We start from the raw sequence: 21,138 nt of genomic DNA on the forward strand, positions 1-21,138 counted from the left end.
GCTCCGTTCAGCACAGCTCGATCGCCACGGCCGTGGCCTCGCCGCCGCCCAGGCACAGGCTGGCCATGCCGCGGCGCAGGCCGCGCTGCCTGAGCGCGTGGATCAGCGTCACCAGCATCCGCGCGCCGGTGGCGCCGACCGGATGGCCCAGCGCGCAGGCGCCGCCGTTGACGTTGAGCCGGTCACGGGAAATGCCCAGTTCCTGCAGCGTCACCAGGGTGACCACGGCAAAGGCTTCATTGACCTCGTAGAGATCCACGTCCTGCGCCGTCCAGCAGGCTTTGTCGAGCACACGGCGGATCGCGGCAGCCGGAGCATCCACGAACTGCTGCGGGGCCTGGGCATGCGTGGCATGGCCGACGATGCGGGCGAGCGGCGCCACACCCTGGCGCTGCGCATCGCTTTCACGCATCAGCACCAGCGCGGCGGCGCCGTCGGAGATCGACGACGCATTGCCGGCGGTGACGGTGCCGTCTTGCCGGAACACGGCCCTGAGCTTTGGCAGCTTGTCGGCATCGCACTGGCCCGGCGTTTCGTCGCGGGTGAACAGCGTCTCGGCACCCTTGCGCTTGAGCGTGACGGGCGCGATCTCGTCATCGAACGTTCCCTCCTGCACCGCACGCTGCGAACGCTGCAGGCTCTCACGGGCATAGGCGTCCTGCGCCTCCCGGCCGATGCCGCGCTCCTGCGCGGAGAGGTCGGCGTAGTAGCCCATCAGGTGGCCCTCATACGCGTCTTCCAGGCCATCGCAGTACATATGGTCGAGGAACTGGCCGTGGCCGAGGCGGTAGCCATGGCGGCCGCGCGGCACAATGAAGGGCGCGTTGGTCATGGATTCCATGCCGCCCGCCACCGCCACCGAGCAGGTGCCGGCGCGCAGCAGGTCGTGCGCCAGCATCACGGCCTTCATGCCGGAGCCGCACATCTTGCTTAGCGTGGTGGCCGGTGTGGAAACCGGCAGGCCAGCGCCCAGCACAGCCTGCCGCGCCGGTGCCTGGCCCAGGCCGGCGAACAGGCAGCAGCCCATCAGGGCTTCGTCGACCGAGGCCGGGTCAACGCCCGCCCCGGCTACGGCGGCGCGGATGGCCACCGCGCCCAGTTGCGGCGCCGTGTGCTGCGCCAGCGCGCCATTGAAGGCGCCGATCGGCGTGCGCCTGGCGCCGACGATCACGATCGAATCAGTGTTCTGCATGTCAGGTTCCAGCCAGTCAGGGGGTCAGGCCGCGGCCGGTGCCAGCTGCAGCCGCACGAAGTCCAGGATCTCCTGGCCGGTGCCGCTCGCCTGGCTAAACAGCGCATCGCCAAGCGCGGTGGCGCAGGCGGTCTCCGTGCCGGCGCATGCGCGCCATTCATGCAGGCGGCGCGTGAACAGGCCGAGCGCCAGTTCCTCGGTGATGCCGATGGCGCCGTGCACCGCGTGCGCAATCGCGGCGACGCGGCTGGCCGCCTCGCTGCAGCGCAGCTTGGCCGCCGCTGCCAGCAGGGGACGCGGCAGGTAGCTGTCCGCGGCGCAGCCCAGGCGCGCGCCGAAGGCCGACGCATTGGCCTGCTCGGCCAGCACGCTCACCTCCTGCTGCATCGCCTGGAACTGCGAGATGGCGCGACCGAACTGCTGGCGGTCGTTCACGTAGCCGACGCTCATGGCCTGGATGCGCACCATGGCGCCGGCCATGCCCGCGGCGTGCATGGCGTTGCAGATGGCCAGCACGTCGCCCTCGCCGGCCGGCAGCCGGCGGATGGCCTGGGCCGCTGAATCCCAGCGCAGCGTGGCCGAAGCCTGCGGACGATAGGCCCCGGACGTGGCCTGGGCCAGCGCGCGCGGCATCAGCAGCCACTCGCCACGCCAGCCCACCAGCACCTGGTGCGCCAGCGCGCCGCCCGGCACTTCACGGCAGACGATGGCATCGCCTGCCTGGGTCAGCGCCGGGGCGATGGCGATACATTCGCCATCGTGCTCGTGGCCGGCGTCGGCGAGGATGGCGCGGGCGATGGCGGTCTCGGCAAACGGATGGCTCAGCCCGGCGCGCCCGGCGGCCAGGAACAGCGGGAAGGCTTCCGCCAGCGGCAGTCCCGCCCCGCCCCGCTCCACCGGGACCAGCGCGTCGGTGAAACCCAGCGCATCGATGGCGGACCATTGCGCGTCGGCACCTTCGCCGGACTCGCTGCGCCGTACTTGTTCATCCTGGCACAGGCCGGCCAGCGCGCGCTCGAAGGCTTCCAACAGGGAATCAGTCATGGTGTCTCTCGTATCAGCGAAGCCCGAGCGATCGGGCGATGATGCCGCGCAGGATCTGGCGCGTGCCGCCGCGCAGCGAAAAGCTCGGCGCCAGCTGCGTGATATAGGCGTGGGCGCGCAGCAGGTCGTCGGACGGGGCAAAGTCAGGCATCTGCTCCATCGCCTCGCTGATCCAGCCCGGTGCGGTCTGCTCGAACTCCGTGCCGAGGTCCTTGACATACGACGCGTCGATTTCCGGGTTCTCGCCCTTGTCAAGGCGGTCGGCCACGGCAAGCGACATTGCCCGCAACACGGCCATGCGCCCGGCGATGCGCCCGGCAATCGCCTTGACCGAATCCGGCACCGGCAGGCCGGAGGCCTTCACCTCGGCCAGCCATGTCTCGGCCAGCATCAGGCTGGTCAGGATGCGTTCCGGCCCGCTGCGCTCGAACGCCAGTTCGGCGGTCACCTGCTTCCAGCCGGAGCCCTCCTCGCCCACCAGCGCATCGGCCGGCAGGTCCACGTCTTCGAACACCACCTCGCAGAAGTGGCCATCACCCGCGAGGTCGCGGATCGGCCGCGCGGTGATGCCGGGCAGGCTCAGGTCGATCAGCACCTGCGACAGGCCCTTGTGGCGGTCGCCATGCTGGCCGGAGGTGCGCACCAGCGCGCACATGTACTGCGCCCGGTGTGCGTTGGTAGTCCAGATCTTGCGGCCGTTCAGCCGCCAGCCGGTCTCGGTGCGTACCGCCCGGGTGCGTACGGAAGACAGGTCCGAACCCGTATCCGGCTCGCTCATGCCGATGCAGATGAAGATCTCGCCGCGGATCAGCTTCGGCAGGAAGAACTGCTTCTGCGCTTCGCTGCCATAGCGCAGGATCAGCGGGGCAGTCTGCCGATCGGCGAACCAATGCGCGGATACCGGCGCGCCGGCGGCAATCAGCTCTTCCACCAGCACGAAGCGGGCAAAGGCGCTGCGGCCCGCGCCACCATACTCGGGCGGCAGGGCCAGGCCGATCCAGCCCTGCTCGCCGAGCGCACGGCTGAAGCCGGCATCAAAGCCCATCCAGGTGCGCGCGCGCACCGGCGCCGGCACGTCGCGCAGCGCGGCTTGCAGGAATTGGCGGATCGGGGTCCGCAGCGCCTCGTCCTCGGGCGGGATGCTGACGAGCGGAAGGGAATCGAGGGTCGAGTTCAAGTTAACTCCCGGTTTGGGTTCAGGTTCGGTCGCCGGCGTTCCCGCCGAGGCGCGTGGCGCCCTGCCTGGCCAGCTCGCGGATGCCTTGCTCGCTGTAGCCGGCCTCGGCCAGCACCTGGGCACTGTGTTCGCCCAGGCGCGGCGCCTGCCGCGTGACCGTCGGCTGCGACTTCGACCATTGCGACGGGATCGCCATCGAGCGGATCGCGCCTTCGCTGGGGTGTTCGACAACGTCGAAGAAGCCCACCGCGTCGAGGTGCGGGTCCGCCATCAGCGAATCCACCGTGTGCAGCTGCATCACCGGCATGTCGGCGGCTTCAAGCACGGCGATCCATTCCGCCGTGGTGCGCGTGGGCATGATCTCCGCGACCATGCGGTACAGCTCGTGGATATGCTTGTTGCGCTCGACGATCGAGCTGAAGCGCGGGTCGCTGTCCATCAGGCCGGGCTGGCCGATCAGCTCCAGGAACTTGCGCCACTGCTTGTCGTTGTAGAGCAGCACGCACAGGTAGCCGTCCTGGGTGCGATAGGGACGGCGGTGTTCGTTGAGAATGCGCGAATAGCCGCTGGGGCCGATGGGCGGCTCGAAGGTCAGCCCGCCCATGTGGTCGCCGAGGATGAACTGGGCCATGGTTTCGAACATCGGCACGTCGATCGACTGCCCTTCTCCGGTACGCTCGCGGTGGAACAGCCCCGCGGTGACCGCGTTGACCGCCGCCAGGCCGACGATGCGGTCGGCAATGGCGCTCGGCGCGTAGCGCGGCACGTCGCTGCCGGCCTGCTTGGCGAGCGCCGGGATCGCGACCGCGCCCTGGATCAGGTCGTCGTATGCGGACTTGGCCGCGTAGGGGCCACCCTGCCCGTATCCATACAACCCCACGTACAGGATGCGCGGATTGACCTTCGCCACTTCCTCGTAGCTCAGGTTCAGCCGCGCCATCGCCTGCGGCCGCACGTTGTAGATCAGCACGTCGGCATCGGCGGCGATGCGCAGCAGTGCCTCGCGCCCGGCCGCGGCCTTCAGGTCCAGCACGATGCTGCGCTTGCTGCGGTTCGCGTGCAGGAAGATGCCGGACATGCCGGCGTTACGGCGCGGGCCGACCTCGCGCACGGTATCTCCGTCCGGTGGCTCGACCTTGATCACGTCCGCCCCGAGGTCGCCCAGGATCTGCGTGGCGTAGGGGCCCATCAGCACCGTCGTCATGTCGACGATGCGCACGCCCTGCAACGGGCCGCTCATGTTGCGCTCCCCGCCCGTGCGGAGACGGGGAAAGTGAATGCGTTGAAAGTCATCATGCCTCCTTGAATCGCGTTGATGGAAATCCTACGGAAGCACGCAGGGTTGGAAAAATACTTTGTGTATGTCGCTCAATACATGGCTTGTATCGGTACCGGCGAGGGCAATGCCGTGCGGGGACGCGTGCACCACGGGTCCCCGCACGTACTCCCGCGACCGCCGGATGGCGTCAGAAGACGTGGCGAATGCCCGTGGTCACGCCGACCATGGCCTTCTGTCCTGCCATCGACGGATAGCCGTACAGGAACAGCGTCTGTGACGAGTCGAAGTTCAGGCCTGCATTGCGCGAGTAAGCCGCCGACAGGTAGACGTCGGTGCGCTTGGACAGGTTGTAGTCCACCAGGAACGACACCTGCCACGGGTTGGCAGGATTGCTGGCAGGTGCCGTCTGGCCCAGGCTCAGGCGCTTGAAATCCGCGTAGTAGTAAGCCAGCGACAGTCCCAGTGCCCTGGTAGCCTGGTAATTGACCCCCGCCCAGTAGTAGTCGTCGCGCGCCAGCGTATTGCCGTTGGCGAAGTCAACCTTGGCCCAGCGGTAGCCCACCATCGCCTTGAACGGGCCGGTGGCATAGCTGAACGCGGTGCCGGCCTTGCGGCTGGTTCCCTGCTGGCCCGAGGTCACGGTCGGATGCCATTCGTCATAAGCGAGGGTGGCGCCGAAGCCGTTGCTCAGCCACGTCAGCGAAGCGCCGTAGCCATTGTTGTCGCGGAACGCCCCCGGCGTTTCGCCGGCGCCGCCGTTGGCCAGCGCGGTGGCGCCGATCGCCGGCACCCCAACGCCGAACGAGTAGTGCGCGACGGCCTGCACCGGGCCAAACTGCCCCACATACTTGACCGTGTTGTCTTCGCGGTAGTTCGTGCCGAGCTGCCAGGCGACAGGTTCATAGGTCGTGGCAAAGCGCAGCGGCGCGAAGTTGGCCATGCCCTCGAAGAAGGAGGTGTACTGCCGGCCCAGCATCAGCTTGCCGTAGGACTGGTTCTGCAGGCCGACAAAGGCCTGGCGGCCAAACAGCCGGCTCGACTGGATCGCGCCGGTGTCCCAGGCAAAGCCGCTTTCCAGCACAAAGATGGCACTGTTGCCGCTGCCCAGGTCCTCCACGCCGCGCAGGCCCCAGCGCGAAGGCGACAGGCCGCCCAGCGTCGGCATCCCCACGCGCTTGCCGCCGGTGGTGGCAAAGACCGGCTGGCCATTGACGACGGCAGGCTGCGCCGTCGCGACGCGATTCACGTATTCGATGGACCCGTCGACCACCCCATACAACGTCACGCTGGAATTTGCCCGGGCCGTCGCGCCAAACCCCCCAAGGGCGCCCATCGCCGCCAGGGCGAAAATCGTCTTCCTCATTTCTTGTCTTCTCCTTGTCAATCGTCTGCGCCAGACGCAAGCTTCCCGTCCGGTGCGGGCACGCCTCCTCCAGAAGCGCGGCGCACGCCGCTTCCTCCGTGTGCGCGGTGACTAGGAGAACATTGCGCGGACCTCCCGATACCCCCCTGTCGGGAGGCGTTGGCCCTGCCCACACCCCCACTCATGTCGAGGGGGGACAAGCAGCACCAGGCGTCTAAAAAAATGGTTCTTCACCGATTTCCGGGGAAGGCTGCCCGGATTTTCAGGAAGAAGTAATAGTCATCGCGGAAGCCGTAGGCCATGCGTTTGATGACCTTGATCCGGTTGTTGATGCCTTCCACCAGATTGGTCCCCAGTGGCCAGCGGCTGTGGGCGAGGATGCCTGGCAGGTATGGCTTGAGCCGTTTGGCGAAGAGACATAGTGGGGCGATGCCGCTGGCCATGGCTCGGCCGTACCACTCATGCCAGAAGCGCCTGGCGTAGCCGGGATGCCGATATGCCCAAAGCGTCTTGAGGTCGTCCTTGAGCACGTAGACGGTCATCAGCGCCTTGTTGGCCGCCAGTATTTCCTCAAGCCGGATCTGATCGGCCTCACGCGTGACGTTCTCCCGATTGCGCAGCAGCAACCAGCGAGATGACTTGACCACCTTACGGGCGGTCTTGTCGCCGCGCAGCCGATTAGCCTCATCCACCCTGACGCGGTCGATGACCTCACGGCCGTACTTGGCCACCACGTGGAACAGGTCATAGACAACCTCCGCTTGCGGGCAGTGCATCCGCACTTCAAGGTCGTAGGCGGTATTCATGTCCATCACCGCGGCGCGAAGCCGGGCACAGCCTTCAGGGCCAAGCAGCTTGAAGAAGGGCCGGATTTCCTCTCGGGAGCGACCGCGCCCGACCCAGAGTACCCGCTTGCTCGACGGCTCGACGATGACTGTGGCATAGCGATGGCCCTTCTGGATCGCAAACTCGTCCATCGCGATCACCGTGACCCCGCTCAGATCGACCGGCCCCAATTCCCGCTCGAGATGGCGCAGATCGATGCGCTTGACCGTGGTCCAGGCCAACCGGTAGAAGCCCGCGACATGGCGCAACGACATAACCTTGCATAGTCGCGCTACGCTGGCCGCTAACCGCGTCGTGACCCGCGCATAGGGCGCGAGCCAGTCCAGGCGCTCCAGCTTCGGGCCACATCGCCGGCAAGCTAGACGAAGCCGCGGCACGACCAGCTCTACCGGAATCTCGAACACCGGAAGATCCCGCACGCGCCGCTCCACTCGGTCGTGGATACTGCTAACACCTCGACCACAGCCATCGCAGCACCGCCTCCGACGTGCCTTGGGTTCCAGCCGGATGATGCAAAAACGCTGCCCATTACGGGTCTCCTCCCAGCTATCGCGTAAGCGATAGCCTTCCCAGCAGCCGAGCTGGGCCATACAATCGCGTGGGGCCAACCTCCACCTTCCTGATTCTTGTTGTGTCGCAACTCCAAGATACCAGTGGTGGGCGGTTGGCCCTTTTTGTTTCTAAACGATCACGCAGATCGGCGAAGAACCAAAAAAATCCCGCGCGCAAAAAAAACTCCGGCACCAGTGCCGGAGATGAAACGCCCGTCACATCGAGCCTGTGACAGGGCATGGAGACATTTGCGTGTCGAGGCTCCGCCAACCCTGGTCAGGGCCGCGCCTCCCTGTCCCAGTCGAACCGTGCCGGCTTGCCGTTGAGAAAGGCATCCACCGCCTCCGCGTAGTACGGCACCGCCGAAGCCAGCGCCTGCGCCTGGCACTCCAGCTCCAGCAGGGTGTCGTATGAGCTTTCGAAGGTGCGGTTGAGCGCGCGCTTCATCAGCGCGAGCGCCTCTTGCGGCGCTGCCACGAAGCGTTGCGCGAAGTGCCGCGCCTCCTTCGCCAGTTCCTCCGCCGGATGGATCGCATGCACGATGCCGCAGCGCCTGGCATCGACGACTTCGAGGCGCCGGCCGGTGAACATCAGTTCCTTGGCCAGCATCATTCCCACGGCACGCGGCAGCGCATACAGCGAGCCCATGTCGGGCAGCAGGCCGACCTTGGCGAACGACATGCAGAACGACGCACGCTCCGAGGCCAGCACGAAGTCGGCCGCCAGCGCCAGCGAGAACCCCGCGCCGGCCGCCGGCCCGTCCACCGCCGCGATGACCGGGATTTCCAGGTCGCGCAACCGCCGCAGCCACTTGTGGATGTCCTGCAGGCGGCGGCGCATGGCCTCCGGCGCGCGCGCGGAAGGATCGGGACTTGCGAAGATCTCCCTGATCGACTTCAGGTCGCCACCCGCGCAGAAGCTGCCGCCTGAGCCGGTCAGGATCAGCGCGCGGATACCGCGGTCGGCTTCCACGCAATCGAGCATGTCGTGGTAGTCCTGCCGCATCTGCAGCGTCAGGGCGTTGCGCGACGCCGGACGCTGGTGCGTGAACTCGGCCACGCCGTCCGCAATGGAAAGGTGGCTGTGGCGCATCGGGATTTGCCGGGCCTGCATCGTCGTATGTCCTCCAGGAAGTGGCGGAAAGCCGTTGGCGGCAGTGTGGCGCCGCGCATGGTCTTGCCGCCCCCCTCATCTCAAGGGGGATGCTCCCAGCGTGTCCATAAGCCAGCGCCTATGCGCCAGCGGCACCCCCAGTGGTGGGGGGCGTTCCCGGCGTGGCCCGGGCTTAATGTGGACGGCATCGGCAATGCAGGCTGGCCTGCCTGCCGCCAACCAACTGGAGCGCCTTCATGAACTTTGCCCCCGACCCCAATCTCGCTGCGTTCCGTCAGGAGGTACGGGACTTCCTGCGGCAACACCAGCCGGCGGACCTGCCGCGACGCAAGGACGGCCTGCGCTCGCCGCGTGCCGACGTGGTGCGCTGGCAGCGCATCCTCGATGCCCAGGGCCGGGGCGCGCCCTACTGGGCAACCGAGCATGGCGGCACCGGCTGGAGCGTGCAGCAGCGCCTGGTGTTCGACGAAGAATGCGCGAGCGCCGGAGCTCCCTCCCAGGATGCGTTCGCGCAGAAGCTGGTCGGCCCGGTCCTGAACCATTTCGCCACGCCGGATGCGGAACCGACGGCAACGGCCCCGATGCTGCCGATGGCGGAGGTCGCGCAAGGCATGGCGTCGGAGATGTTCTTCCGCCGCGCCACCACCATCTATGGCGGCACCAGCGAGGTGCAGCGATCGATCATCGCCAAATCGCTGTTCCAGTTCTGAAGCCGCGGAAAGCAAGAATGTCCTTCGGCATACCGCCCGAAGGACTCTTGCAACCGGCAGGGTCGACTACGACTGCTATTCGGGCTGCAGGCCGGACGCCGCGATCAGCCGCTTCCATGTCTGCTGGTCCGCCATCACGGCCTTGCCAAGTTCCGCCCCGCTGCCCGGGTTAGGCAAGCTGCCACGGCTCGCGTAGTGGACCATGGCTTCAGGCGAGTTCACAAACTCCAGCGTCAGCCTGGCGATCTTGTCGACGATCGGCGCCGGCGTGCCTGCCGGCGCAAACAGGCCGCTCCAGTTGATGCGCGACACCGCCTCAACCACGGTGTTGTTCTGCATGCCGGCTTCAGCCAGCGTCGGCACCTCTGGCAGCAACGATACGCGCCGCGGGCTGAGCACCGCCAGCGCGCGCAGCTTGTTCGACTGGATCAGCGGCAGTGCCGCGGTGAACTCGACCATGGTGAAGTCCACATTGCGGCCAATCAGGTCCGGCAACAGCGTTGCGGTCGCCTTGTAGGGTACATCCACCGTCCTGATGCCCGCCGCCTCCGTGAACGCCGCTGCCGTCAGCCGGTAGCCGGTGCTGCTGCTGGCGCCGTTGAGCTTGCCGGGCCGGGCGCGTGCGGCGTCGACGAGATCCGAAACCGACTTGTACGGAGAACTCGCGGCGACTACCAGCGCCACCGGCAGCGACGACATGCGCGCCACCGGCACGAAATCCTTGCCCGGGTTGTACGGCAGTTGCCTGAACAGGTAGGGGTTCGCCGACATCGCGCTGGATGCGGTGAGCAGCAGCGTGTAGCCGTCAGGCGCGGACTTGGCCACATAGTCACTGGCGATGATCATGTTGGCGCCTGGCCGGTTCTCCACCACGACGCCCTGCCCCAGCTTCTGCGACAGGAATTTCGCCAGGAGCCGGGTGTAGTCGTCGATGCCGGTGCCGGGGCTGGCAACGGATACGATCCTGATCACGCGTTCCGGATAGTTCTGTGCCTGCGCCCCCGCCGGGGCGGCCAGGACCGCCAGCGCGCCGCTGGCGGCGGCAGCGAGAATGCGGCGGCGCTGGCGTGAAATGCGATCTTGCATGCGTGTCTCCTCCTTGCTTGTACTGCCCCGGTACGGGGCAGCTGGTCTTGTAGAGAGGTCCGGCGGGTTACGGGAACCGCCTGATGATCGATTCCGCGATGCAGACCGGCTTGCTGCCGCCCTGCCGCTCCACGATCATCTCGAGCTTCAGCTGCGCGCCGCCGTTTTCCAGCGGATCGAATGACACCAGCTTGAAATGCGCGCGCAGCAGGCTGCCGACCGGAACCGGCGCGGGAAAGCGCACCTTGTCCAGGCCGTAGTTCACGCCGGTGCTGCTGTGCTTCACCTTGTAGGCGGTATGGGAAAACGCCGGCAACAGGCTCAGCGTCAGGAAGCCGTGCGCGATCGGCGCGCCGAACGGGCCGTCCTTGGCACGCACCGGGTCCACGTGGATCCACTGGTGATCGCCGGTCGCATCGGCAAACAGGTTGATGCGGTCCTGCTCCAGCATCAGCCATTCGCTGGTGCCGATGACTTCCCCGACCAGCGGCTGCAGGTCGCTGATGTTCTCGTAGATCTTCATGCTTGCAATGCCTCCTGGTTCAGGGCTGCCTGCAGGGCGCGAGCGTTGCAAGCCTCGTGCAGGTCTGCGTTGCCAAACAGCACGTCCGCCACCACGGCGCGCTTGAAGTAGTGGCCCACGGTGTACTCCTCGGTCATGCCGATGCCGCCGTGGAGCTGGATGCCTTGCCCGCAGACGTAGCGGGCGGCACGGACGATCAGTGCCTTGGCCTGCGACACCGTTCGGGCCAGGTCGCCATCGTCGTCGTTCTCGATCGACGCCAGCAGCGCATACAGCATTGAGCGCGCGACTTCGAGTTCGGCCGCCATGTCCGCCATGCGGTGCTGCAGCGCCTGGAAGCTGCCGATGGGCACCCCGAACTGCTTGCGCACCTTCAGGTACCCGGCCGTGATCTCGATGGTCTTCTCCATGCCGCCGACCAGCTCGGCACAGAGCGCCGCGATGCCATGCGTGAGCCCGTGGCGCAGCGCAGCCTGTCCCGTGCCCGCTTCGCCAAGCAATGCATCAGCCGGTACAAAAGCCTGGTCGAAGGTGACTTCCGCCGCCCAGCTGCCGTCGTGCAGCGGCAACGCAACGCGCTGCAAGCCCGCCGCGTCGGCCGGGACCAGGAACAGGCTGCACAGGGCAGCCTCGCCGGACGCGCCTGGCAGCATGGCGGACACGATGAAGGCATCGGCATCGCAGCCGCCCAGCACCAGCGTCTTGGTGCCGTGCAGGCGGTAGCCGCCGGGCGCCGGCTCGGCGCGCGTCGCCACGGGTTCGGGCAGGCCGCGCGACTGCGCCTCGCTGTAGGCCAGCGCGACGCGGCGCGAGCCGTCCGCCAGCGCGGGGATCAGTGCGTCCAGCTGGTCGGGACCGGCAGCCGCCGCCAGGGTCTGTGCGGCCAGCACCGCGCTGCCGAGATACGGTTCCACCACCAGGCCCCGGCCCAGTTCGGTGGCGATCAGCACGGTTTCGATGATCGAGCCGCCCAGGCCTCCGGCCGACTCCGGCAGCGCGGCCGCCAGCCATCCGTTCTCGGCAAAGATGGCCCAGTGCCTGGCGTTGCAGGGCTCGGCGGACCTGATCCTGGCCGTGCGCGCCTCGAAGTCGTAATCTTTGTCGACGAAGCGGCGCACGCTGTCCTGAAGCAGGCGCTGTTCGTCAGTCAGGTTGAAATTCATGATCGGTCAGTGCCTTCAGAGTTGGAACATTGACTTGGCGATGATCGTGCGCTGCACCTCGCTGGTACCGCCATAGATCGTTGACGCGCGGCGAAAGAACATCTCGTTGGTGATGCCGCGGGCGACGTCCTGTGCGGGCAGCGGCGCGGCGGCATCGGCGGCGGCGTCCTGTGGCGTCGGGTAAGCGACGGCGCCGTAGTCCCCCAGCGCCTCGACCAGGAAGCTGCTCATCTTCTGCAGCAGCTCGGTGCCGCGGATCTTCAGGATCGAGCCCATGGCATGCGCGGCGGGGCTGTGATCCTCTTCCATCGCCGCCACGCGCTGCACCAGCGTGGCGATGGCGGCAAGCTCCGCCTCGAAGCGCGCCAGCTGCAGCGCGAACTCATGCCGCTCCAGCAGCACGCTGCCGCCCTCGCACCGGCGTGTCGCCAGCGCGTGGATCTGCGCCAGGTAGCGGCGCAGCATCGGCAGGTCGGCGGCCGTGGCGTGTTCGTTGTTGAGCAGGAACTTGGTGATCTTCCAGCCTTCGCCCTCGGCACCTACCAGGTTCCTGACCGGCACGCGCACGTTGTCGAAGAAGGTCTCGTTCAGGTGGTGGCAGCCATCGATGGTGACGATGGGCCGGACCGTGATGCCCGGCGTCTTCATGTCCACCAGCAGGAAGCTGATGCCTGCCTGCTTCCTGACCTCGGTGTCGGTGCGCACCAGCAGGAAGATCCAGTCGGCGCGATGCGCGTAGCTGGTCCAGATCTTCTGGCCATTGACCACGTAGTGGTCGCCATCGCGGTCGGCGCTGGTACGCAGCGAGGCCAGGTCCGAGCCGGAGCCCGGCTCCGAAAAGCCCTGGCACCAGTGCCGTGCGCCGCTGAAGATATGCGGCAGGTGCTCGGCTTTCTGCTCCGGCGTGCCGAATGCATTCAGCACGGGACCGAGCAGCTTCTGCGCACCGGTATCTTGCGATGGCGCGCCAACCGCCGTGCACTCCTCGTCGAACACCAGGCGCTGCAGCACGCTCCAGCCGGTGCCGCCATGCTCGGTTGCCCAGTACGGCGCGCCCCAGCCCTTCTCGTTCAGGATGCGCTGCCAGTGCTTGAGTTCCGACGCGGGCGAGCGCGTGCCGATGCGGATGCGGCCGCCCAGCTCGGCGGGCAGGTTCTCGCGCAGGAAGGCGCGCACCTGCTCGCGAAAGGCCTCCAGGCCCAGGTCACGTTCAAAATCCATGTTCGTCTCCGGCCGTCAGACCGGATCCCAGCCGAACACGTCGCGCGACAGGTCCAGCTTGTAGAAGGAATCCTGGAACATCGGGATGGCGCGCTCGACGCAGCTGTCGACGGTCCAGCCTTCGCCGTTGTGGGCGGTGCGGATCGGGCGCGGCTGCGAGAACAGGTAGATCTCGTTGTTGCGCACGCCGAAGACCTGTCCGGTGACGTGCTTCGCCCGATCCGTCAGCAACGCCAGCGTGAACGGCGCGATCTTGCCGGCTTCCAGGCGCATGTTGATCTTCATGCGTTCGGCCGCTTCCGGCGTGTTGGTCGGAATGCTGCCCACCATGCGCGTGAAGGCAAACGGTGCGATGCAGTTCGAACGGACATTGAACTTCTGCATATCGACCGCGATGGACTTCGACAGGCCGACGACGCCGAGCTTGGCCGCCGAGTAGTTAGCCTGGCCGAAATTGCCGATCAGGCCTGCGGTCGAGGTCATGTGCACGAAGGCGCCGCTTTCCTGCGCCTTGAAATGCGGCGCCACGGCGCGCGACACGTTCCAGCTGCCCTTCAGGTGCACGCGGATCACGGCATCGAAGTCGTCTTCGCTCATCTTGTGGAAGATGATGTCGCGCAGGTTGCCGGCATTGTTGACCACGCCATCGACGCGGCCATACAGGTCCAGCGCCTGCTGCACGATCTTCTGCGCCGGGTTCCAGTCCGCCACGCTGTCGGTGCTGGCCGCTGCCTCGCCGCCGGCCGCCTTGATCTCGTCAACGGCCTGCTGGGCCGGGCCCGCACTGCCGCCGGACCCGTCGATGTTGACGCCCAGGTCGTTGACGATCACGCGCGCGCCCTGGCGCGCTGCTTCCAGCGCGATACCTTTGCCGACGCCGGCACCGGCGCCCGTGACGATAATGACTTTCCCTTCAAGCAAGCTCATGTTTGGTACTCCGGAATGAATCGTTTGGATAAGGCTGTCGGCAGGGCGAATCGGGTTGCTGCCTCGGTAACCATGATTGCGGGAGGCGCGCAGGCGGGCACTCCCCGACCCGGGGGGCGGGCGAAAACGTAGCTTAAGAAACGCGGAGATGAGGGATAAGGCGCCGGCGCAAGCGCTCAATGGCTGCCTTGCCATTGCGGCAAGCAGCCATCGAGCACGCTGAATTCCGGCCGGATCAGGCAGCGCGGAGAGTGGGCTGGATCGAGTCGCCGCTCAGGTCGCGCAGGCGCGCCGCCGCACCGCCGCGCCCCCCCACGCCAAGCTTGGCATAGACATTCTTGAGATGCCATTTGACCGTCTCGGTCGAGAGGTTGAGCACCCTGGCAATCTTCTTGTTCGACATCGCTTGCGCCAGCAGATGCAGGATCTCGCGCTCGCGCTCGCTCAGTGCGGCCATGGGTCCGGCGTCCTCGCTGCCACGCGCCTGCCCCTGCCGAGCCGTGGCCACGGACGACATCTTGTGCAGGCGCTCGACGTAGAAGGCCAGCACTGGGTCGGGTGCGGCGTCGCGGCCGAGCCGGATGAGCAGATCGGGCGCGCTTTCCAGGACATCGAGCAGCGTCCGTGTCAGCTCAAGCCGATGACCTTGCCGGATCGCGCGCAGGAAGTCCTGGCGCGCCGCCTGCTGCTCGCCCAGGCCCAGCCGCGCGATGGCCAGTTGCAGGCGCAAGCCGGCAGCTCCCGGTGCCTGCTCGCTGCCTGCCAGCAGCAACTGGATGCGTTCGATGGCGTTGGCATAGTCCTTGGTATGCAGTGCCATCTCGACGCCGCCACGCGCAGCGGCCAGCGCGATCTGCCCCGAACGCTCCGGGCCCGCTCCGGCATAGCGCTCCGCCACCCCCTGCACGCACTCCAGCACGACACTGGCGCGCTCCATCTCATCCTGCTGCAGGTGGCGGCGCAGGCGCAGCACCAGCGCTTCGGCAAGGAGCCGGTCGAGACCGTAGCGCACCGCGTAATTTTCGAGACGGTCCAGGTAGGCGAGCGCCTGCGCCTGGCGGCCCGCCAGCCAGTGGGAATTGGACAGCACCCGGCACGCGCGCAGCACGATCTCCGGCAATGACACGCGCTCAAGCATGTCGATGCGCGGCTCCAGCAACTGGCACGCTGCCTCGGCCTCGTTCGATTCGTGGAGCGTATCGGCCAGCAGCCCCGCAGCCATGCATGCCAGTCCCTGGTAGGCAGCGCCGCGGCGTTCGGCTTCCTCCATCACCTCGCGCACGATCTTGCCGGCCTGCTTGATCCTGCCTTCCCGAGCCAGGCTGATGGCATGGATGCAACGGCCGAGCTGCCCGCTGCGGTGCGCACCGGTGCGTAACTCGGCCTCCTCCAGCACACGCCGGGCCAGGTCGTACTCGCCGCGCGCGGTGAGCAGCCAGGACAGCACATTGCCGCGTGCATGCCACGCAAAATCGTCGAGATCGGCAGGCGCGTCCAGCAGTCGCGGCAGCATGGCCGCCGCGGCGTCGGTGTTGTCCAGCTGCAAGGCAAAGCCTGCCCGCAACAGGCACAACGCGTAGCGCTCGCTCGCGTCGAGCTGCTCGCTCCGGGACTCGATCTGGTCCAGGCTGCGCTGGAGCTGGTCGAAGTCCCTCGAATAGAGCTGCATGTACGCATTGACAACATGGAGCCCGAAGCGCCGCTGCACCAGCTCGACCGGCAGCAGGCGCATCAACGCGGCCAGCTGGCGCAATTGGCCGCGTGTCAGCAGCGCCTGGGCGCAGCCTTCTACCATGCTCGCCGCGGCGTCCACCTGGCCGGCCTTGACGGCGTGGAACACGGCTTCTTCGATATGGCCGTGGCGCTCGAACCAGCGCCACGCCGTCTGGTGCAGCGCGCGCTGCCCGGCCTCGCCGCGCGCCGGAAGACGCTCGAGCAGCGCTTCACGCAGCAACGGATGAACGCGATACCAGGTCACGTGGTCCGCGCCGCATTCCGCCGTGACGAAGAGATGATCCAGCACCATCTGGCCCAGCCGCGACTGGATCGGCGCGATCGCCGTCGGCCGGCCCACGATCTCAGCGCAAAGCGGCGCGCAGAAACGCTGGCAGATGGCCACGCTGGCCAGCATGTCAAGATTGGCTGGTGCCAGGTGCACCAGCACTTCACGCTCGAAGTAGCCGGAAAAGGCGCCGGTACCCCCGACGCGGGCCAGCGGCGACCTGCCTCCCTGCCTGGTGCGCAGTTCGATGGCAAAGAGCTGCAACCCCGCCACCCAGCCGTCGGTCAGCGCATGCAGCGTGGCTGCGTCATTGCTGCCGATGCTGCCGAGCTGCTCGCGCAGGAAGCGTTCCGACTCGTCCGGCGTGAAGCGCAGGTCACGCATGTCGAATTCCGCCAGCGCGCCCTGCAGGCGCAACCGCTCCATCGACAGTTCGAGCGCGCTGCGCGAACTGAAGGCGAGGTGCAGTGGCGCCGGCGCATAGTCGAGCAGCCATTGGAGCGCCTGCAGGATGCGCATGTCGGTGATATGGTGCAGGTCATCGATCATCAGCACCAGTTCGCGCTGGCGCCGGGCCAGCGCCCGGACAAGGGTGATCACCCACAGTTCGACGGCAGTGTCGCTGCTGTCGGCGCCGACCACCCGCGCGGCTTCGCTGGCTGCGGCGGGATCGACTTCAGCGATGCTGGCCAGCAGGTAGTCGAAGAAGCGGACCGGCTCGTCGTCTTCGGCCGTCAGCGTCAGCCAGCAGACGTCGTACCCGAGCGGCAGGATTGCCTTGCGCCATGCCATCAGCGTGCTGGTCTTGCCGCTGCCGGCCTGCCCCTGGATCACCACGCAGCGCTGGCGGCGCGCTTCCATCAGGCGCTTCAGCAGCGTGTCGCGCGGCATGAGCTGGCGCGTGCCCCGCGGCGGCAGGACCCTGTCGCCGGCGATCGGCGTACGCTCGCGCGCCTCGGCAGTGGGTGCCTGCCAGCCGGCGGGCGATGGCACCGTGGCGGGCTGGATGCGCGCCGGCTCTGCCGCCGGAGGCACGTGCCGTGCGCCGGTCGTTGTGCGGACCCACTGGAAGGGTGCATCGGTGCCGGCACGCATGGCGGCCTCCACGGCCGCCAGCAATTCGGGGATGCCGGCGGGAAAGGCCCCTGCCCGCTCGGCCTGCGTGTCGCGCACGAAGCGATGCACCATGCGCAGCCAGCTGGCCGGGCCATGCGCCAGTTGCACGGTAATGCGCGGGTGCGCCCGTAGCCAGTGCTGCAATGGCGCATCGCAGGCGCCAGCGTGGCTGACCGCCAGCGCCAGCAACCTGCGCCCCGGCGCAGCCGCGGCTTGCGCCTTCTGCAGGAACGATGCCAATGCTTCATGGCCGGTGTCGCTGGCCGGGGCACCGGGCAGGCCGCCCTCCAGCATCGCCAGTGCCGTGACCAGCGAAACAGCGAGACTGCGCCGATGGGCGGGCAGCGTGCGCATGTGGTTGCTGCCATGCGGTGGGAGCGGTCCAGCGGCATCGTTGTCTGCCTGGTCTGCCTGGTCTGCCTGGTCTGCCGTGTCGGCCACCGACAGCACCAGCGCGTAAGCAGGCGGCGCGGCGTAGAGCGCGATGATTTCTGGCGACGGGGCTTCCGGAGCAAAGGATGCCTCCGCTGCGCCACCAGACTCCTGCATCGGCATGCCGCCGGCCTGGCTACTGGCGCCCGGTCTTGCTCCGGCCGCGCGCCAGTGCCGCGAAACGCTCATCGCGCTCACGCCGAGTTCCGCGGCAAGGCTGCGGGTGCTCCAGCCACGCGAGACGCCCGTCATTTCGCAGCCGGTCAGCATGGCCAGGCGTTCCACGTCCACCCGCACCGGCGGCGCGCCACGCGGCAGGTCGCGCAGGATGCCGCTCACGCCGGACATCGCATAGCGCTCACGCCAGCGTGCCACCTGGGCCCGGCTGATCCCAAGCTGCGGGGCGATCGCCTTGTTCTGTTCGCCACTGGCGGCGAGCAGGACAATGCGTGCGCGCTGTGCCAGGCGGGCGGGGGCGTCGGGGGCTCGGGTCATTGCCTCGAGCTCGGCGCGTTCGTGCTCAGTCAGGGAGATTCGGGGTGCAACACGCATAAGCAACCTCTGCGGATTGGCGGTGGCTAGCCTGCCAAGGGAATGCGCCGGCGGTTCGGATGCCCGCGCCGCCGGTACGACGTTTCAGCCCAGTGCGGCAATGGCCGCGGGCACCGGCTCCTGATAGAGCGCTTCAATCAGCGCCTTGCGGCGCTCACGCGTGACCACGCCTTTGGGCACGCCGGTGGACCCCGAGGTAAAGAAAATCCGCGCGATGTGTTCGGCGCGCACCGCGCCGTGCGCTGCCTCGATCCGCGCCAGGCGTTGCGGTGTCAGCTCGGTATCGAGCAGCGCGTCCCACCTCATATTCCCGTCGGCGGCTTCCTCCACGGCAATAGTCGCCTGCGCCGGCAGCGCCAGTGCCCGCAGCGCGCGGGCAAAGCCGGGCGCCGATTGCACGAACACCGCGGCCGGCGCCAGCAGCTTATGGACATCTTTCAGCCGCACGAAGTCCTGGCTCTGCAGCGAATAGGCGGCGGATACCGCGGCGCAGGGAATGCCCACGTATTCGGCGGCTGCCACCACCACGGCATGCTCGATCGAATTGCCCGACAGGATCATCAGGGGCTGTTGGCGCGACGGGCCCATCTCAAGCAATCCGGCCGCCACCGCCAGCATCTGCCGGTGGAAGTCGCCCCAGCAAAGCGTGCGCCAGGCGCCGGCGCTGTCGCGCTGGGCCAGCGCGGTCTGCGTGGCGCGCTGCCGCGCCCAGCCCTTGACGAAGCCGCTGAAGCCCAGGTGCGGCGATGGCACCGGCGCCGTGCCGGCGCGCAGCAGCAGCGTGCCATCGGGGCGCACCTCGTGGATCGCCTGCGCGGTGCGCAGAGCGGCGTCGCGATACCGCGGCTGCATTCGTGCCATGTCGCTCGTCGACGAGGTGGCGTCAGTAGCGTGTGGCCGATGGTGCAACATTGTCTTGCGTCTCCTCTCTCTTGCGCCCCGGGGACCTGCCGCCGCCAGGGTCGATGTCGTTCAGTCGATGTCGTTCAGTCGATGGTGGCGCCCGAGCGCTCGATGGTGGCCTTCCACTTGCTGCGCTCGGCCTGGATGAAACCGGCGAACGGCTGGCCGGCCAGCGGCAACGGCACCCCGCCCATCTTGTTCAGGGCCTCCACAGCGGCGGGATCCTTCAACATGCGCCCGACCTCCGCCTGCCACCTGGCCACGATGGCGGCAGGCGTGCGCGCCGGGAAGAACAGGCCGATCCACGAAGTGGACTCCGCCGCCGGATAGCCGGCCTCGGCAATGGTTGGCACCTGCGGCAGCGCCGGCAGGCGCGTGGCGCCAGTGACGGCGAGCGCGCGCAGCTTGCCCGCCTGGATCTGCGCCAGGGTGGAAACCGGATAGTCGAAGGTCATGTCGACCTGCCCTGCCAGCAGGTCATTGATGGAAGGCGCGCTGCCCTTGTACGGGATATGCACGAACCTGACGCCGGCCTGCGCCTGGAACAGTTCGGCGGCGAGGTGCGTGCCGGTACCGTTGCCGGCGGAAGACACCGTCAGCTTGTCCGGATTCGCCTTGGCGAACGTGACCAGGTCCTTGACCGACTGGTACGGCAGGCGGCTGTTCACGACCAGCACATTGGGGATCGAAACCAGCCCCTGCGCGGCAACGAAATCCCGGGCCGGATCGAAGCGCAGCGCCTTGTACAGGTACTGGTTGCTGGCCATGGTTCCTTGCGTGCCCATCAGCACCGTATAGCCGTCAGGCTCGGCCCGTGCCGCCAGCTCGGTGGCCAGGTTGCCGCCCGCGCCGGGGCGATTGTCGACGACGACGCGGATGCCGCCGTCGCGCGCCATGCGTGCCGCGACCAGTCGGCCGAGCTGGTCGGTAATGCCGCCGGGCGGCCCTGGCACCACCAGCGTGACCGGCTTCTCCGGATAGAACGCCTCTGCCCGCGCAATGGGCATCCACGCGGCCAGTACGCCACATGCCAGTGCCGCGGCACTCGCCGCGACCAGCCTTCTCCCGCACGCGCGCAGGCGCGGCACCTTGCCATGCGTTTGCCCTTGTCTTTGCATTACCCAGGTCTCCTGTTCGCACCGGGGACGTCCCGGCTGGCTACCGTCACTCGGCGTGGCACTCCTGCTATCTACGAATACCCGTAGTCAATCACGGAATTTCGTACAAATTGAATACTACGTCATTTCGTATAAATCTACAAAATATCGTAGGCGAAGCGGAATATGGCTCACATACGCCCGTGCAGCCAATGCGCCCCCCTGTATCGCTGATAGCAAGGCTTATCCGCTGGGCCACCGCGTATTTGCCCGCATATCGACCGCATGCCCCCCCTTGGTCGAGTGGGGCGAAGGCCGGGGCACTGCGTGACACTGTCCAGCAGAAACCGCAGCCCATCAGCGAATGCCGGCTGCCACCAGTGAGACAAGCCGATGCAGTGCCACCCTTCCCCGACGCTTTCCGCGCCATTCAAGGCCGACCCGCCGCCGGCAACGATCCAGCCCTTGCATGGCCTCGCGCCGATGGAGCGGCTGATGGACCTGCTGCAGGAAGTCCGCCACGTCAGCCGCCAGCTGCAGCGCAAGGCGCGGCAACTGGCGCGCTGCGATGACGAGCCCGCGTATGCCGAGGTCCTTCACGCCATGCTCAGCGACCGCATGCGCAGCGGCGATGCCCGCATGCGCATCGTTTGCTACGCGTCGGCGGCCGAACTGGGCGTGCCGGTGGAGCTGCCCGCGGAACACTGCAGGCAGGCCATGGCCGGTGGCCCGGGCTTCGCGCTGCGCGTGCTGTTCTGGGCCGCGCACCGCCGCATGCAGGGCGCCAGGCGGCCGCGACGGCAGGCCGGGGAATGACCTGGTGCTGACGATGCCGCCCCG

17 protein-coding genes are annotated in these 21,138 nt (G+C 67.6%); 2 read left to right on the forward strand and 15 right to left on the reverse strand.

The window, feature by feature from the left end; all coding sequences use genetic code 11:
* Positions 1 to 7: 7 nt before the first annotated feature.
* The 7 genes from CTP10_RS24515 to CTP10_RS24545 all read right to left on the reverse strand — a co-directional run bounded on the left by CTP10_RS24515 (position 8) and on the right by CTP10_RS24545 (position 8,566).
* Positions 8 to 1,192, reverse strand: a complete 1,185-nt coding sequence (locus tag CTP10_RS24515; RefSeq protein ID WP_116322956.1) for a thiolase family protein — start codon at positions 1,190 to 1,192, stop codon at positions 8 to 10.
* 24 nt (positions 1,193 to 1,216) lie between these two features.
* Positions 1,217 to 2,236 (reverse strand): acyl-CoA dehydrogenase family protein, encoded by a 1,020-nt coding sequence (locus tag CTP10_RS24520; protein ID WP_116322957.1) that lies wholly within the window; start codon positions 2,234 to 2,236, stop codon positions 1,217 to 1,219.
* Positions 2,237 to 2,249: 13 nt separating this feature from the next.
* Complete coding sequence (locus tag CTP10_RS24525; protein WP_116322958.1) at positions 2,250 to 3,413, reverse strand: acyl-CoA dehydrogenase family protein; 1,164 nt, start codon at positions 3,411 to 3,413, stop codon at positions 2,250 to 2,252.
* Positions 3,414 to 3,432: 19 nt separating this feature from the next.
* The gene (locus CTP10_RS24530; protein ID WP_116322959.1) at positions 3,433 to 4,653 is read right to left on the reverse strand and encodes a CaiB/BaiF CoA transferase family protein; all 1,221 of its coding nucleotides are present in this window, start codon (positions 4,651 to 4,653) and stop codon (positions 3,433 to 3,435) included.
* A gap of 226 nt (positions 4,654 to 4,879) precedes the next feature.
* Positions 4,880 to 6,055, reverse strand: coding sequence for a porin (locus CTP10_RS24535; protein WP_116322960.1), 1,176 nt, complete (start codon positions 6,053 to 6,055; stop codon positions 4,880 to 4,882).
* A 230-nt stretch (positions 6,056 to 6,285) separates the two neighbouring features.
* A complete protein-coding gene (locus CTP10_RS24540) occupies positions 6,286 to 7,509 on the reverse strand; it encodes an ISL3 family transposase (RefSeq protein WP_116324093.1) in 1,224 nt (407 codons plus the stop codon).
* A gap of 220 nt (positions 7,510 to 7,729) precedes the next feature.
* Positions 7,730 to 8,566 carry an enoyl-CoA hydratase/isomerase family protein gene (locus tag CTP10_RS24545; RefSeq protein WP_116322856.1) on the reverse strand — a complete coding sequence of 279 codons (837 nt, stop codon included), beginning with the start codon at positions 8,564 to 8,566 and terminating at the stop codon, positions 7,730 to 7,732.
* A 236-nt stretch (positions 8,567 to 8,802) separates the two neighbouring features.
* On the opposite strand from CTP10_RS24545, the gene CTP10_RS24550 reads away from it, so the two are divergent.
* Complete coding sequence (locus CTP10_RS24550) at positions 8,803 to 9,276, forward strand: acyl-CoA dehydrogenase family protein (RefSeq protein WP_116322857.1); 474 nt, start codon at positions 8,803 to 8,805, stop codon at positions 9,274 to 9,276.
* Positions 9,277 to 9,351: 75 nt separating this feature from the next.
* Here CTP10_RS24550 and CTP10_RS24555 read toward each other — a convergent pair whose 3' ends face one another.
* The 8 genes from CTP10_RS24555 to CTP10_RS24590 all read right to left on the reverse strand — a co-directional run bounded on the left by CTP10_RS24555 (position 9,352) and on the right by CTP10_RS24590 (position 20,319).
* The gene (locus tag CTP10_RS24555) at positions 9,352 to 10,362 is read right to left on the reverse strand and encodes a Bug family tripartite tricarboxylate transporter substrate binding protein (protein ID WP_116322858.1); all 1,011 of its coding nucleotides are present in this window, start codon (positions 10,360 to 10,362) and stop codon (positions 9,352 to 9,354) included.
* 67 nt (positions 10,363 to 10,429) lie between these two features.
* Entirely contained in the window at positions 10,430 to 10,885 is a 456-nt protein-coding gene (locus CTP10_RS24560) for a MaoC family dehydratase (protein WP_116322859.1), read from the reverse strand.
* Positions 10,882 to 12,048 carry an acyl-CoA dehydrogenase family protein gene (locus CTP10_RS24565; protein ID WP_116322860.1) on the reverse strand — a complete coding sequence of 389 codons (1,167 nt, stop codon included), beginning with the start codon at positions 12,046 to 12,048 and terminating at the stop codon, positions 10,882 to 10,884. Before CTP10_RS24565 ends, CTP10_RS24560 begins: the two co-directional genes overlap by 4 nt.
* 15 nt (positions 12,049 to 12,063) lie before the next feature.
* Positions 12,064 to 13,269 (reverse strand): acyl-CoA dehydrogenase, encoded by a 1,206-nt coding sequence (locus CTP10_RS24570; protein ID WP_116322861.1) that lies wholly within the window; start codon positions 13,267 to 13,269, stop codon positions 12,064 to 12,066.
* A gap of 15 nt (positions 13,270 to 13,284) precedes the next feature.
* Positions 13,285 to 14,196, reverse strand: a complete 912-nt coding sequence (locus tag CTP10_RS24575; protein WP_116322862.1) for an SDR family NAD(P)-dependent oxidoreductase — start codon at positions 14,194 to 14,196, stop codon at positions 13,285 to 13,287.
* A gap of 235 nt (positions 14,197 to 14,431) precedes the next feature.
* Positions 14,432 to 18,241, reverse strand: a complete 3,810-nt coding sequence (locus CTP10_RS24580; RefSeq protein ID WP_233528373.1) for a LuxR C-terminal-related transcriptional regulator — start codon at positions 18,239 to 18,241, stop codon at positions 14,432 to 14,434.
* A 141-nt stretch (positions 18,242 to 18,382) separates the two neighbouring features.
* Complete coding sequence (locus tag CTP10_RS24585) at positions 18,383 to 19,159, reverse strand: AMP-binding protein (protein ID WP_158577737.1); 777 nt, start codon at positions 19,157 to 19,159, stop codon at positions 18,383 to 18,385.
* 125 nt (positions 19,160 to 19,284) lie between these two features.
* Positions 19,285 to 20,319 carry a Bug family tripartite tricarboxylate transporter substrate binding protein gene (locus CTP10_RS24590; protein ID WP_116322865.1) on the reverse strand — a complete coding sequence of 345 codons (1,035 nt, stop codon included), beginning with the start codon at positions 20,317 to 20,319 and terminating at the stop codon, positions 19,285 to 19,287.
* Positions 20,320 to 20,691: 372 nt separating this feature from the next.
* Here CTP10_RS24590 and CTP10_RS24595 point away from each other — a divergent pair, with 372 nt between their 5' ends.
* Entirely contained in the window at positions 20,692 to 21,114 is a 423-nt protein-coding gene (locus CTP10_RS24595; protein ID WP_233528374.1) for a hypothetical protein, read from the forward strand.
* Positions 21,115 to 21,138 lie beyond the last annotated feature (24 nt).

It is taken from the genome of Cupriavidus sp. P-10 (assembly GCF_003402535.2).
Lineage (GTDB): Bacteria > Pseudomonadota > Gammaproteobacteria > Burkholderiales > Burkholderiaceae > Cupriavidus.

What these genes read in the sequence shown, in the direction of transcription:
- CTP10_RS24545 (WP_116322856.1), bottom strand. Translation starts at nt 8,566, where the DNA reads ATGCAGGCCCGGCAAATCCCGATGCGCCACAGCCACCTTTCCATTGCG.
- CTP10_RS24520 (WP_116322957.1), bottom strand. Translation starts at nt 2,236, where the DNA reads ATGACTGATTCCCTGTTGGAAGCCTTCGAGCGCGCGCTGGCCGGCCTG.
- CTP10_RS24550 (WP_116322857.1), top strand. Translation starts at nt 8,803, where the DNA reads ATGAACTTTGCCCCCGACCCCAATCTCGCTGCGTTCCGTCAGGAGGTA.
- CTP10_RS24560 (WP_116322859.1), bottom strand. Translation starts at nt 10,885, where the DNA reads ATGAAGATCTACGAGAACATCAGCGACCTGCAGCCGCTGGTCGGGGAA.
- CTP10_RS24515 (WP_116322956.1), bottom strand. Translation starts at nt 1,192, where the DNA reads ATGCAGAACACTGATTCGATCGTGATCGTCGGCGCCAGGCGCACGCCG.
- CTP10_RS24585 (WP_158577737.1), bottom strand. Translation starts at nt 19,159, where the DNA reads ATGGCACGAATGCAGCCGCGGTATCGCGACGCCGCTCTGCGCACCGCG.
- CTP10_RS24595 (WP_233528374.1), top strand. Translation starts at nt 20,692, where the DNA reads ATGCAGTGCCACCCTTCCCCGACGCTTTCCGCGCCATTCAAGGCCGAC.
- CTP10_RS24580 (WP_233528373.1), bottom strand. Translation starts at nt 18,241, where the DNA reads ATGACCCGAGCCCCCGACGCCCCCGCCCGCCTGGCACAGCGCGCACGC.
- CTP10_RS24565 (WP_116322860.1), bottom strand. Translation starts at nt 12,048, where the DNA reads ATGAATTTCAACCTGACTGACGAACAGCGCCTGCTTCAGGACAGCGTG.
- CTP10_RS24530 (WP_116322959.1), bottom strand. Translation starts at nt 4,653, where the DNA reads ATGAGCGGCCCGTTGCAGGGCGTGCGCATCGTCGACATGACGACGGTG.
- CTP10_RS24575 (WP_116322862.1), bottom strand. Translation starts at nt 14,196, where the DNA reads ATGAGCTTGCTTGAAGGGAAAGTCATTATCGTCACGGGCGCCGGTGCC.
- CTP10_RS24570 (WP_116322861.1), bottom strand. Translation starts at nt 13,269, where the DNA reads ATGGATTTTGAACGTGACCTGGGCCTGGAGGCCTTTCGCGAGCAGGTG.
- CTP10_RS24535 (WP_116322960.1), bottom strand. Translation starts at nt 6,055, where the DNA reads ATGAGGAAGACGATTTTCGCCCTGGCGGCGATGGGCGCCCTTGGGGGG.
- CTP10_RS24590 (WP_116322865.1), bottom strand. Translation starts at nt 20,319, where the DNA reads ATGCAAAGACAAGGGCAAACGCATGGCAAGGTGCCGCGCCTGCGCGCG.
- CTP10_RS24555 (WP_116322858.1), bottom strand. Translation starts at nt 10,362, where the DNA reads ATGCAAGATCGCATTTCACGCCAGCGCCGCCGCATTCTCGCTGCCGCC.